Annotated in this window: 11 protein-coding genes; 2 read left to right on the top strand and 9 right to left on the bottom strand. The window is 70.8% G+C overall.

Going from position 1 to position 12,545, the window contains the following annotated elements:
• Positions 1-394: 394 nt before the first annotated feature.
• The 3 genes from ACIQUT_RS27425 to thyX all read right to left on the bottom strand — a co-directional run bounded on the left by ACIQUT_RS27425 (position 395) and on the right by thyX (position 4,107).
• The gene (locus ACIQUT_RS27425) at positions 395-2,080 is read right to left on the bottom strand and encodes a ribonuclease J (protein WP_403566514.1); all 1,686 of its coding nucleotides are present in this window, start codon (positions 2,078-2,080) and stop codon (positions 395-397) included.
• Between the two features lie 122 nt (positions 2,081-2,202).
• Positions 2,203-3,102 (bottom strand): 4-hydroxy-tetrahydrodipicolinate synthase, encoded by a 900-nt coding sequence (gene dapA / locus ACIQUT_RS27420; protein ID WP_403566512.1) that lies wholly within the window; start codon positions 3,100-3,102, stop codon positions 2,203-2,205.
• Between the two features lie 264 nt (positions 3,103-3,366).
• Positions 3,367-4,107 carry an FAD-dependent thymidylate synthase gene (gene thyX / locus ACIQUT_RS27415; protein WP_403566510.1) on the bottom strand — a complete coding sequence of 247 codons (741 nt, stop codon included), beginning with the start codon at positions 4,105-4,107 and terminating at the stop codon, positions 3,367-3,369.
• A 239-nt stretch (positions 4,108-4,346) separates the two neighbouring features.
• On the opposite strand from thyX, the gene ACIQUT_RS27410 reads away from it, so the two are divergent.
• Positions 4,347-4,610: a hypothetical protein gene (locus ACIQUT_RS27410; protein WP_403566509.1), complete on the top strand. Its 264-nt coding sequence runs from the start codon at positions 4,347-4,349 to the stop codon at positions 4,608-4,610.
• Positions 4,611-4,657: 47 nt separating this feature from the next.
• Positions 4,658-5,221 carry a PH domain-containing protein gene (locus ACIQUT_RS27405; RefSeq protein WP_403566507.1) on the top strand — a complete coding sequence of 188 codons (564 nt, stop codon included), beginning with the start codon at positions 4,658-4,660 and terminating at the stop codon, positions 5,219-5,221.
• A 35-nt stretch (positions 5,222-5,256) separates the two neighbouring features.
• Here the strand turns inward: ACIQUT_RS27405 and ACIQUT_RS27400 are convergent, their stop codons facing one another.
• The 6 genes from ACIQUT_RS27400 to eccD form a co-directional block, all read right to left on the bottom strand.
• Positions 5,257-5,709 (bottom strand): hypothetical protein, encoded by a 453-nt coding sequence (locus tag ACIQUT_RS27400; protein WP_403566505.1) that lies wholly within the window; start codon positions 5,707-5,709, stop codon positions 5,257-5,259.
• 19 nt (positions 5,710-5,728) lie between these two features.
• Positions 5,729-6,484 (bottom strand): 4-hydroxy-tetrahydrodipicolinate reductase, encoded by a 756-nt coding sequence (gene dapB / locus ACIQUT_RS27395; protein ID WP_403566503.1) that lies wholly within the window; start codon positions 6,482-6,484, stop codon positions 5,729-5,731.
• Positions 6,485-6,597: 113 nt separating this feature from the next.
• A complete protein-coding gene (locus tag ACIQUT_RS27390; RefSeq protein WP_403566502.1) occupies positions 6,598-7,977 on the bottom strand; it encodes a M16 family metallopeptidase in 1,380 nt (459 codons plus the stop codon).
• Positions 7,974-10,193, bottom strand: coding sequence for a polyribonucleotide nucleotidyltransferase (locus tag ACIQUT_RS27385; RefSeq protein ID WP_403566523.1), 2,220 nt, complete (start codon positions 10,191-10,193; stop codon positions 7,974-7,976). Before ACIQUT_RS27385 ends, ACIQUT_RS27390 begins: the two co-directional genes overlap by 4 nt.
• A 319-nt stretch (positions 10,194-10,512) precedes the next feature.
• A complete protein-coding gene (gene rpsO, locus ACIQUT_RS27380; protein WP_179173034.1) occupies positions 10,513-10,800 on the bottom strand; it encodes a 30S ribosomal protein S15 in 288 nt (95 codons plus the stop codon).
• Positions 10,801-10,967: 167 nt separating this feature from the next.
• Positions 10,968-12,476, bottom strand: coding sequence for a type VII secretion integral membrane protein EccD (eccD, locus tag ACIQUT_RS27375; RefSeq protein WP_403566500.1), 1,509 nt, complete (start codon positions 12,474-12,476; stop codon positions 10,968-10,970).
• Between the last annotated feature and the right edge of the window lie 69 nt (positions 12,477-12,545).

Here is a 12,545-nt window from a genome sequence, read left to right as displayed (position 1 = left end):
CAAGGAACGGACGCTTCCTTTGTACTCACCCTCTCGGGCTTTCCTCCGGGCTTTCGTTCTTGCGTTTCCCACTCTATCAGAGTGTTTCGCGCTTCACTTTCCGGGTTCTTCGCTTTCGCGTTTTCCCTTTCCGGCGATTCCAACCTTACCAGATTCTCTTCCGCGCCGTTTCCGGTCCGGATTTGAATTCAGTGGCCGTTGGAGGGCCTTTCCCTTTCGGGCGGATCAGACCGTATCAGGTATTCCTGGGTTCCGATTACCACCCGCTCGCACGACGAGTCCGGGCACAGGAGTGTGCCCGGGTTCGGTGCGAGGTGGAGCCGTAAACGTACTGGAGCGGGGCCCCCGATGCAAATCCGGTTGCCCCGCTCCGGTGACACGGCTATGCCGGGTCTCAGACCTCCACGACGACCGGGAGGATCATCGGCCGGCGGCGGTAGCCGTCGGAGACCCACTTGCCCATCGTCCGGCGGATGAGCTGCTGGATCTGGTGCGGCTCCGCGACGCCGTCGGCGGCCGCCCGGGCGATGGCCTCCTCGATCTTCGGCAGGACCGCCGTGAACGCGGAGTCCTCGATGCCGGAGCCGCGGGCCTGGATGTTCGGGCCGCTCACGACCTTGCCCGTGGTGCTGTCCACCACGACGTAGACCGAGATGATGCCCTCCTCGCCGAGGATCCGGCGGTCCTTGAGGGAGGTCTCCGTGACGTCGCCGACCGAGAGGCCGTCCACGTACACGTAGCCGGCCTGGACCTTGCCGGAGATGCGGGCCTTGCCGTCGATGAGGTCGACGACGACGCCGTCCTCGGCGATGACGATGCGGTCCTTCGGGACACCCGTCATCGCGCCGAGCTCGGCGTTCGCCCGCAGGTGGCGCCACTCGCCGTGGACCGGCATGAGGTTCCGCGGCTTGCAGATGTTGTAGAAGTACAGCAGCTCGCCCGCGGACGCGTGGCCGGAGACGTGCACCTTGGCGTTGCCCTTGTGCACGACGTTGGCGCCCCAGCGGGTCAGGCCGTTGATCACGCGGTAGACCGCGTTCTCGTTGCCCGGGATCAGCGACGACGCCAGGATCACGGTGTCGCCGGGGACGATCCGGATCTGGTGGTCCCGGTTCGCCATGCGGGACAGGGCCGCCATGGGCTCGCCCTGGGAGCCCGTGCAGACCAGCACGACCTCGTCGTCCGGCAGGTCGTCGAGGGTCTTCACGTCCACGACGAGACCCGGCGGGACCCGCAGGTACCCCAGGTCACGGGCGATGCCCATGTTGCGGACCATCGAGCGTCCCACGAAGGCCACCCGGCGCCCGTACTCGTGCGCCGCGTCCAGGATCTGCTGGATGCGGTGGACGTGGCTGGCGAAGCTCGCCACGATGATCCGCCGCTGCGCGCCGGCGAAGACGCCGCGGATCACGTTCGAGATGTCGCGCTCCGGCGGGACGAAGCCCGGGACCTCGGCGTTCGTCGAGTCCGACAGGAGGAGGTCGATGCCCTCCTCGCTCAGCCGGGCGAACGCGTGCAGGTCCGTCAGCCGGTTGTCCATCGGGAGCTGGTCCATCTTGAAGTCGCCGGTGGCGACGACCAGGCCCGCGGGCGTGCGGATGGCGACCGCCAGCGCGTCCGGGATGGAGTGGTTGACCGCGATGAACTCGCAGTCGAAGACGCCCAGGTTCTCCCGGTCGCCCTCCTTCACCTCAAGGGTGTAGGGGCGGATGCGGTGCTCCTGGAGCTTCGCCTCGATGAGGGCCAGCGTCAGCTTCGAGCCGATCAGCGGGATGTCCGGCTTCTCCCGGAGGAGGTAGGGGACGGCGCCGATGTGGTCCTCGTGACCGTGCGTGAGAACGATGCCCTCGACATCGTCGAGCCGGTCCCGGATCGACGTGAAGTCCGGCAGGATCAGGTCGATGCCCGGCTGCTCCTCCTCGGGGAAGAGCACGCCGCAGTCGACGATCAGCAGTCGGCCGTCGAACTCGAAGACGGTCATGTTGCGGCCGATCTCGCCCAGGCCGCCCAGCGGGGTGACCCGCAGGCCGCCCTTGGGAAGCTTCGGCGGCGCGCCGAGCTCAGGGTGCGGATGGCTCAAAAGTCTCTCCTCACCATGCGCGCCACGTGCCTCGTCCGGCACGTGGCGCGCATGTCAGTCGTGCATTCGTGCACTTGCATGTGTCTGGTTCGGTTCTTGCTATTCAGTTGTGAAGTCTGTTGTCAGAGCTGTACCCCGCCGGCAGCAAGATCGATCTTGAGCTGGGCGGTCTCCTCGGGGGTCAGCTCGACCAGCGGGAGCCGCAGCGGGCCCGCGGGCAGGCCCTGGAGGTTCAGGGCGCCCTTCGTGGTGATCACGCCCTGCGTGCGGAACATGCCGGTGAAGACCGGGAGCAGCTTCTGGTGGATCTCGGTGGCCTTCTGGACGTCGCCGTCGAGGTAGGCGTCCAGCATGGCGCGCAGCTCGGGGGCGACCACGTGGCCGACGACGGAGACGAAGCCGACGGCGCCGACGGACAGCAGCGGCAGGTTCAGCATGTCGTCGCCGGAGTACCAGGCGAGGCCGCTCTGGGCGATGGCCCAGCTGGCGCGGCCGAGGTCGCCCTTGGCGTCCTTGTTGGCCACGATGCGCGGGTGCTCGGCCAGGCGGACCAGGGTCTCGGTGTTGATCGGGACACCGCTGCGGCCGGGGATGTCGTACAGCATCACCGGGAGCCCGGTGGCGTCGGCGACGGCCGTGAAGTGCCGGTAGAGGCCCTCCTGCGGCGGCTTGTTGTAGTACGGGGTCACGGCCAGCAGGCCGTGTGCGCCGGCGCGCTCGGCCTGGCGGGCGAGCTCCAGGGTGTGGCGGGTGTCGTTGGTGCCGATGCCGGCGACGACGTGGGCGCGGTCGCCGACCGCTTCCAGGACGGCTCGTACGAGCTCGCTTTTCTCCGCGTCGGTGGTGGTCGGGGACTCGCCGGTGGTCCCGTTGACGATCAGGCCGTCGTTGCCTGCGTCCACCAGGTGGGCGGCGAGCCGCTGCGCGCCGTCGAGGTCGAGTGCGCCATCCGCCGTGAACGGCGTGATCATGGCGGTGAGGACCCGCCCGAAGGGGGTCTGCGGAGTCGAGATCGGAGCCATGGGTAACACGCTACTCGCTGCTCGCTGCCACGCCCACGGTGACCCCTCGGGGGACGTCAACGCAGGTGCGCCTTCCCGCGGCGGCCGGGAGGGGCCTTGGAGCCCGGCACTGCCTGCTCGGGGGTTCAAGCAGTGCCGGGTCCGTTTGATCAGCCTAGATGAACTTTACGAAACGCCGCAATACGGACACTTCGGACTTGGTTCCGTACATCTGTGCGGATCAGGCGCATGGGTGTTTGCCGGGCCTTCCGCCGCCCTCCCCGTTTACGGGGCGACGCGGCCGTTCGCGTTGAAGGCGGCGTACGTGAGCGGCATCAGCCTGGCCCAGTGCTGCTCCATCTTCTCGCCCACCATCTCGATCTCCCGCTGCGGGAAGGACGGCACCTGCGCGAGCTCGTGCTGGGTGCGCAGCCCCAGGAAGTGCATCAGCGAGCGGGCGTTGCAGGTGGCGTACATCGAGGAGAACAGGCCGACCGGCAGGACCGAGCGGGCCACCTCGCGGGCCACGCCCGCCGCCAGCATCTCCTGGTAGGACTCGTAGGCCTGGCGGTACGAGTCCTCCATGATCCGGCCGGTGAGCTCCAGCTGGGCCTCGGTGCCCTCGACGAAGACGTACTTGCCCGGACGGCCCTCCTGGACCAGCTTGCGCTCCGCGTCCGGGACGTAGAACACCGGCTGGAGCTCCCGGTAGCGGCCCGACTCCTCGTTGTACGACCAGCCGACCCGGTGCCGCATGAACTCGCGGAACACGAAGATCGGGGCGCTGATGAAGAAGGTCATCGAGTTGTGCTCGAAGGGGCTGCCGTGGCGGTCCCGCATCAGGTAGTTGATGAGGCCCTTGGAGCGCTCCGGGTCCTTCTGCAGCTCGTCGAGCGACATCTCACCGGCCGTCGAGACCCGGGCGGCCCACAGCACGTCCGAATCGGCGGCGGTGTGCTTGACCAGTTCCACCGTCACATCACTGCGGAAGACGGGTTTCAGGGCGGGGGCGGCGGACTCGCTCACCGGGGATCCTTCCGGACGACCTACAGGGGGCGCGCCCACTCTACGGCGCCCGTGACGGCGCTCCTTGCACGTCCCCCCGCGGCGGCCGGTCGCCCCCGGGGCTGACGGACCGCCATGGAATCTTCCCCGTTGTCCCGAATTCCGGCACCAATCGGGCGGCTCGTACGTCCATACCGGTAGCACCCCCCTGTCCCCCCGCCGCCCCGCACCGGGGCCCCGACCGTGAGGAGAGCCGCCCCATGCCCCTCCCCCAGCTCCCGCTGGGCACCTCCCGGCGCGAGCCCGTCCCGTTCGCCTTCGTCGCCGAGGCCGACCGCTTCCGCAGCAACGTCGCCCCGCCGCCGCGCGAGCGCCTGGGCAAGACGCAGTTGGCCGCCCGTACTCTGGTCGGTCTGACCGTGGTGGCGGGGCTCGTCGGCTCCCTGCTCTTCGGCGTTCCCGCACTGCAGCCCCACTCGGCGCCCGCCACGTCGCAGCAGTCGCAGGCCTCCGACGGGCGGTAGCCTCACGGACAAGCCCAACCGAACGTGCATGTGAGTGAGGTCCAGCCGTGCCCCTGCCCTTCCTGACGGCCGACGGCGCGTTCGACGCGCAAGAGGAAGACGTCCCCCTCGCCCACGACGACCACGACCGCTGGCGCCGCCCCTACCGGCCCGGGCCCTGGCGCGTGGCAGGCTCCGCGCTGCTGCTCCTGCTCGCCGCGTTCATGCTGCTCGCCACGATGATCATCGCCTTCGCGGGCACCTGGGCCGGGGCGGCCGTCTGCCTCGCGGCCGCGCTCAGCGTCGTCGGCACCGCGGTGCGGATGCTGATGACGGGCGTGTGGGTGAGCCGTTCGGGGCTGCGCCGGGTCGGGTTCTTCGGCGCCCGCTCGGTCGCCTGGGACGACATCACGGAGATCCGCACGGTGCAGCAGCCCGTGCGCTGGCTGGGGCTGCCGAGGACGGTGCAGGGCCAGGCCCTGACGGCGGCCTGCCGGAACGGTGTGGAGCTGCCGGCGCTGCTGACCGACCACAACCCCGACTTCCTGTCCCGGTCCGAGGCCTTCGACCGGGCCGCCGACACGGTCGAGGCCTGGGCCGACGAGTTCCGGACGGTGCGCGCCGCCGCCTGAGGCTGCGCGGCGCGCACGGGAAGCCCGTACGGGGATCAGACCTGTACGGGCTTCTTGTCGTGCAGGGCGATGGCCCGCTGCATGGCCTTGCGCGCCCGCGGGGTGTCGCGGGCGTCGTGGTAGGCGACCGCCAGGCGGAACCAGCTGCGCCAGTCCCCCGGCGCGTCCTCGGTCTCGGCCTTGCGGCGCGTGAAGACCTCGTCGGCGGAGTCCCGCAGGATCCGCCCGTACTGGTCCCGCTCCAGCTCGTCGACGGGCAGCCCGCCCTCGGCCTCCAGCTCGGCGGCGAGCTGGTTGGCCCGGGTGACGAACCGGGTGTTCTTCCACAGGAACCAGACGCCGATGACCGGCAGGATCAGCACGGCCGTGCCGAAGGCGACCGTCAGCCAGGTGCCCTGCCTGATCAGCAACAGGCCCCGGCTGCCGACCAGGACGAAGTAGACGACCAGGACGGCGGCCGTGATGAAGTAGGTGATCTTCGCGCGCATGGGTGATACTGCCTGATCGTCAGCCGAGGTCGAGGAAGTTTTCCAGGCCGAAGGTGAGGCCCGGGGTCTGCACCACGCGCCGCACGCCGAGCAGGATGCCCGGCATGAAGCTGCTGTGGTGCAGGGAGTCGTGACGGATGGTCAGGGTCTCGCCCTCGCCGCCGAGCAGCACCTCCTGGTGGGCCAGCAAGCCGCGCAGGCGGATCGCGTGCACCGGGACGCCGTCGACGTCCGCACCGCGGGCGCCGTCCAGGGCGGTGGCGGTGGCGTCGGGCTGCGGGGCGCAGCCGGCCTCGGCGCGGGCGGCCGCGATGAGCTGGGCGGTGCGGGTGGCCGTGCCGGAGGGGGCGTCGACCTTGTTCGGGTGGTGCAGCTCCACGACCTCGACGGACTCGAAGTAGCGGGCGGCCTGGGCGGCGAACTTCATGGTGAGGACGGCGCCGATGGAGAAGTTCGGGGCGATGAGCACACCGGTCTCGGGGGATCCGGCGAGCCAGCCCCGCAGCTGGCCGAGGCGGTCCTCGGTCCAGCCGGTGGTGCCGACGACGGCGTGGATGCCGTGGCGGATGCAGAAGTCGAGGTTGCCCATGACGGACGCGGGGGTGGTCAGCTCGACGGCGACCTGGGCGCCGGTCTCGGCCAGCGTCTCCAGCTTGTCCCCGCGGCCGAGCGCGGCGACCAGCTCCATGTCCTCGGCGGCCTCGACGGCCCGGACGGCTTCGGATCCGATGCGCCCCTGGGCACCGAGTACCGCGACACGCAGCTTGCTGCTCATGCGTACTTCCTTCGCTTCCACTGGTCGTGGCGGCCAGGCCGCCGGGGGTGCGGGCGGGGCGGCGGCCGGCCGTCCCCGAAGGGCGGCCGGCCGTCTCCCCTGCCGCGCATGGCTCAGGCCACCGCCTCGTCGAGGCGGGCGGCCTGCTTCTCCTTCAGCGGGCCCATCACCGCGAGCGACGGCCGCTGGGCCAGGACGTCCTGGGCCACCGAGCGGACGTCGTCCGGGGTCACGGCCGCGATCCGGGCCAGCATGTCGTCGACCGACATCTGGTCGCCCCAGCACAGCTCGCTCTTGCCGATCCGGTTCATGATCGCGCCGGTGTCCTCCAGGCCGAGGACGGTGGAGCCGGACAGCTGGCCGACGGCCCGCTTGATCTCCTCGTCCGTGAGGCCCTCCGCGACGACCTTCTCCAGCTCGCCGCGGCAGATCCGCAGCACGTCGTGGACCTGGCTGGGGCGGCAGCCCGCGTACACGCCGAACAGGCCGGTGTCGGCGAAGCCGGAGGTGTACGAGTACACGCTGTAGGCCAGGCCGCGCTTCTCCCGGACCTCCTGGAAGAGCCGGGAGGACATGCCGCCGCCGAGGGCGGTGTTCAGCACGCCCAAAGCCCAGCGGCGCTCGTCGGTGCGGGCGAGGCCCGGCATGCCGAGGACGACGTGGGCCTGCTCGGTCTTGCGGCCGACCAGGTCGACGCGGCCGGAGGTGCGGATCCGCTTGGTGCCGCCGCGCGGGCCGATCGGCTGGGCGTCGGTGCGGCCGAGGGCGCCGGCCTTCTCGAAGGCGGCGCGGACCTGGCGCACGACCTTGGCGTGGTCGACGTTGCCGGCGGCGGCCACGACCAGGTGGGTGGGGTCGTAGTGCTTCCGGTAGAAGCGGTGGATCCGGTCGGCGCCGAGGCCGTTGATCGTGTCGACGGTGCCGAGGACGGGGCGGCCCAGCGGGGAGTCGCCGAACATGGTGTGCGCGAACAGGTCGTGCACGCAGTCGCCCGGGTCGTCCTCGGTCATCGCGATCTCTTCGAGGATGACGCCGCGCTCGGCGTCGACGTCCTCCTCGCGGATCAGCGAGCCGGTGAGCATGTCGCAGACGACGTCGATCGCCAGCGGCAGGTCGGTGTCGAGTACCCGTGCGTAGTAGCAGGTGTACTCCTTCGCCGTGAAGGCGTTCATCTCGCCGCCGACCGCGTCGATCGCGGAGGAGATGTCGAGGGCGCTGCGCTTGCCGGTGCCCTTGAAGAGGAGGTGCTCGAGGTAGTGCGTGGCGCCGTTGAGCGAGGGCGTCTCGTCGCGGGAGCCGACGTGCGCCCAGATGCCGAAGGTGGCGGAGCGTACGGAGGGCAGCGTCTCGGTGACGATGCGCAGTCCGCCGGGGAGGACGGTGCGCCGGACGGTGCCGATGCCGTTCTCGCCCTTGAGGAGGGTTTGGGTACGGGCGACGGCCCGCCCCTCCGAAGAGGGGCGGGCCGTCACACGGGAACTACGCGACGTCACTTGTCGGAGTCGTCCTTGTCGGCGTCGGCGGCGTCCTCGCCCTCGATCACGGGGATCAGGGAGAGCTTGCCGCGCTGGTCGATCTCGGCGATCTCGACCTGGACCTTGGCGCCGACCGCGAGCACGTCCTCGACGTTCTCCACGCGCTTGCCGCCGGCGAGCTTGCGGATCTGCGAGATGTGCAGCAGGCCGTCCTTGCCCGGGAGCAGGGAGACGAAGGCACCGAAGGTGGTGGTCTTGACGACCGTGCCCAGGTAGCGCTCGCCGACCTCCGGCATGGTCGGGTTGGCGATCGAGTTGATCGTGGCGCGGGCGGCCTCGGCGGCCGGGCCGTCGGCGGCACCGATGTAGATGGTGCCGTCGTCCTCGATCGTGATCTCGGCGCCGGTGTCCTCCTGGATCTGGTTGATCATCTTGCCCTTGGGGCCGATGACCTCGCCGATCTTGTCCACGGGGATCTTGACGGTGATGATCCGCGGGGCGTTCGGGGACATCTCGTCCGGCGTGTCGATCGCTTCCATCATCACGTCGAGGATGTGGAGGCGGGCGTCGCGGGCCTGCTTGAGGGCCGCGGCCAGGACGGAGGCCGGGATGCCGTCCAGCTTGGTGTCGAGCTGGAGGGCGGTCACGAACTCCTTGGTGCCGGCGACCTTGAAGTCCATGTCGCCGAAGGCGTCCTCCGCACCGAGGATGTCGGTGAGGGCGACGTAGTGGGTCTTGCCGTCGATCTCCTGGGAGATCAGGCCCATGGCGATACCGGCGACGGGGGCCTTGAGCGGCACACCGGCGTTCAGCAGCGACATGGTGGAGGCGCAGACGGAGCCCATGGACGTCGAACCGTTGGAGCCGAGGGCCTCGGACACCTGGCGGATCGCGTACGGGAAGTCCTCGCGGCTCGGCAGGACCGGGACGATGGCGCGCTCGGCGAGGGCGCCGTGGCCGATCTCGCGGCGCTTGGGGGAGCCCACGCGGCCGGTCTCGCCGACGGAGTACGGCGGGAAGTTGTAGTTGTGCATGTAGCGCTTGCGGGTCACCGGGGAGAGGGTGTCCAGCTGCTGCTCCATGCGGAGCATGTTGAGGGTGGTGACGCCCAGGATCTGGGTCTCGCCACGCTCGAACAGGGCCGAGCCGTGCACGCGCGGGATGGCCTCGACCTCGGCGGCCAGCGTACGGATGTCCGTGACGCCGCGGCCGTCGATGCGGACCTTGTCCTTGATGACGCGCTCGCGGACCAGGGCCTTGGTCAGGCTGCGGTAGGCGGCGGAGATCTCCTTCTCGCGGCCCTCGAAGGCCGGGAGGAGCTTCTCGGCGGCGAGCTCCTTGACGCGGTCCAGCTCGGTCTCGCGCTCCTGCTTGCCGGCGATGGTCAGGGCCTGGGCCAGCTCGCCGCGGACGGCCTGCTCCAGGGCGGCGAAGACGTCGTCCTCGTAGTCCAGGAAGACCGGGAACTCGCCCTCGGGCTTGGCGGCCTTGGCGGCGAGGTCCGACTGGGCCTTGCACAGGACCTTGATGAACGGCTTCGCGGCCTCGAGACCGGCGGCCACGACCTCCTCGGTCGGCGCCTCGGCGCCGCCCTTGACGAGGGTGATGGTCTGCTCGGTGGCCTCGGCCTCGACCATCATGATCGCGACGTCGCCGTCCTCCAGGACGCGGCCGGCGACGACCATGTCGAAGACGGCGTCCTCGAGCTCGGAGTGCGTCGGGAAGGCGACCCACTGGCCCTTGATCAGCGCGACGCGGACGCCGCCGATCGGGCCGGAGAAGGGCAGGCCGGCGAGCTGGGTGGACGCGGACGCGGCGTTGATCGCGATGACGTCGTACAGGTGGTCCGGGTTCAGCGCCATGACGGTGGCGACGACCTGGATCTCGTTGCGCAGGCCCTTCTTGAAGGACGGGCGCAGCGGGCGGTCGATCAGGCGGCAGGTGAGGATCGCGTCCTCGGAGGGGCGGCCCTCGCGGCGGAAGAAGGAGCCGGGGATCTTGCCGGCCGCGTACTGCCGCTCCTCGACGTCGACCGTCAGGGGGAAGAAGTCGAGCTGGTCCTTGGGCTTCTTCGACGCGGTGGTGGCGGACAGCACCATCGTGTCGTCGTCCAGGTAGGCGACGGCGGAGCCGGCGGCCTGGCGGGCCAGACGGCCCGTCTCGAAGCGGATCGTGCGGGTGCCGTAGGAACCGTTGTCAATGACGGCCTCGGCGTAGTGGGTCTCGTTCTCCACTAGCGTTTTCTCCATTTTCGTCGTCTCCGTCCGCGGCCCGTGTGGCGGCGGACGGCTGGAGAAGCGCTCCTTGCGTGCGGGCCGGTCTTCGATCGAAGTACCCGGTTCGGCGCCCGTGGGGCATTTCCGGGTACCACTACCGAGGACCGGCGGCGTAGGAGGGCGCTCCTCCCTCTTCAGTTGTGCACCGCAGTGCGACGCGCACGTGCGTCCAGACTACAAAGCGTCCGGTACGTCCCGCACGCAGAGCGGGCGCACGGCACGTACGGCAAAGGGAGCGGTCCCCCTCATCGTGGGAACCGCTCCCTTTTTCAGCGTCTTACTTGGCGCCGGCCGCACCGCGGCGGATGCCGAGGCGGTCGACCAGCGTACGGAAGCGCTGGATGTCCTTCTTGGCCAGGTACTGCAGCAGGCGGCGGCGCTGGCCGACGAGGATCAGCAGACCACGGCGGGAGTGGTGGTCGTGCTTGTGGGCCTTCAGGTGCTCGGTCAGGTCCGAGATACGGCGGGAGAGCATCGCGACCTGGACCTCGGGGGAGCCGGTGTCGCCCTCCTTGGTACCGAACTCGGCCATGATCTGCTTCTTCGTGGCGGCGTCGAGCGACACGTTTACTCCTTTTGGGTGATTCGTGGCCACCGAGTGCCTCAGGTCGTCGTCTCTGGGGCTTCTGTGACTCGGGTGGCGGGTCCGCTGGGCGCAGTCCCCGGAGGGCTCCGGGGCCGCGTACACAAACGGCCGTCACACAGCGTACCAGGCCGCCGTAGCGGCGTGCCTCAGCCGGTGAGCGAGCGGGCCCGGGAGTAGACGTCGAGGACGGCCAGGGCCAGCGGGACGAGGCTGAGCAGGACGGCCGCCTCGGTGAGGTCGAGCAGCCGCCCCCAGAAGGGTGACAGACCCTTGCGGGGTATGACCAGCGCAATTCCGGCGAGGAGGGCGGCGCCGGCGGCGACCGCGGCGGACAGCCAGATCGTACGGAGGTCCAGGCCGCTGCGGTCGTGGTAGCGGATGAGCTCCACGAGCAGGTCGGCGGGCGGGCGCAGGGCCAGGCCCAGGATCAGCAGGGCGACGGCGGCCAGGCCTGCGGCCAGGGCGCACACGACCTGGGAGGTGTAGCGGAAGAGCCGGGCGCGCAGCAGCATGGCCAGCCCGGTGGCCAGGGCCAGGAGCCGGCCCCAGGTGTTGTCGGAGAAGCCGAGGACGGCGGCGGAGCCGACGGCGACCGCGGCGCAGCCGGCGACGAGGCCGAGCAGCATCTCGTGGCCGCGGCGGGCCTGGGTGGCGATGGCGTCGGCGTCGAGCGGGGTGCCGGCCTCGCCCTGGTCGGGGCCGGCGGCGGGGTCGCCGTACGGCTCGGTCTCGTAGCGCTCCGGAGTCTCGTAGACCTCGACGGCGCTCTGCGGGGCGGCGTAGCCGATGGGCAGCCGGGCGAAGCGGGCGGACAGGCCGGGCAGGAAGGCGACGAGGCCGATGGCGACGGGGGCGCAGCCGGCGGCGGTGGCCGTGGCGGAGGCCTCGGTGACGATGGCGAGGAAGGTGGCCAGGGTGCCGGTGGCGGCGAGGAAGGTGGCCGCGACGAAGGGGGCGTCGCCGTTCGGGGTGAGCGCGACGAGGGCGACGGAGGCGATCAGGACGCAGGCGCAGCCGAGGAGGAACTGCAGGCGGCCGGGGCCGTGGCCGGCGGCGGGGGCGATGATGCCGGAGCCGGCGATCAGCAGCTGGGGCAGGGCGCCGAGGCCGAGGGCGACGGCGGAGCCGCGGTCGCGGTAGACGCGGGCGCGGACGCCGGCGGCGGCGGTCAGCAGGAGGCCGACGGCGCCGGCGATGATGCCGGGCAGGCCGTGCATGTCGTGCCGGACGGGGTCGGCGTACCAGAGGACGAAGCCGAGCAGGAGGAGCAGGACGGCGGTGCCGGCCAGGCCCGCGCCGCGCAGCATGTCGTCGCTCCACAGGTGGCGGTCGCGGACGACGGCGGAGGCCACGGCGTCGGCGACGTCGTCGAAGACGGCGGGCGGCAGCGACTCGGCGAACGGGCGGAGGCTGAGCACCTCGCCGTCGAGGACCTGCTGGGCGGCGAGGGTGCGCGCGCCGTCGAGGACGGTGCCGTCGCGGCGGACGAGGTGGTAACCGGTGGGCGCGCCGACGGGCTGGGTCTGGCCGGTGAGGCGGAGCAGCTCGGGGTAGACGTCGGCGACGGCGATGTCCTCGGGGAGGGCGACGTCGATGCGGCTGTCAGGAGCCACGACGGTGACCCTGCAGAAGCCCGTCGCTGCGGCCGTACTCACCTGTGGGACCCCCTGGTTGGCGGAGCGGGTGCGCTCCGCGGCCGTCTCGTGATTCGCGGATGCGCATGC

It is taken from the genome of Streptomyces sp. NPDC090445 (genome assembly GCF_044769385.1).
In the GTDB taxonomy this organism is placed as follows: domain Bacteria; phylum Actinomycetota; class Actinomycetes; order Streptomycetales; family Streptomycetaceae; genus Streptomyces.
Note: the sequence above shows the minus strand (reverse complement) of the source record. Positions and strands in the feature narration are given on the sequence as shown.

Excerpts from the sequence above, each read along its gene's own strand:
- ACIQUT_RS27410 (WP_403566509.1), top strand. The coding sequence starts at position 4,347 with ATGCCCCTCCCCCAGCTCCCGCTGGGCACCTCCCGGCGCGAGCCCGTC.
- ACIQUT_RS27400 (WP_403566505.1), bottom strand. The coding sequence starts at position 5,709 with ATGCGCGCGAAGATCACCTACTTCATCACGGCCGCCGTCCTGGTCGTC.
- dapA (WP_403566512.1), bottom strand. The coding sequence starts at position 3,102 with ATGGCTCCGATCTCGACTCCGCAGACCCCCTTCGGGCGGGTCCTCACC.
- dapB (WP_403566503.1), bottom strand. The coding sequence starts at position 6,484 with ATGAGCAGCAAGCTGCGTGTCGCGGTACTCGGTGCCCAGGGGCGCATC.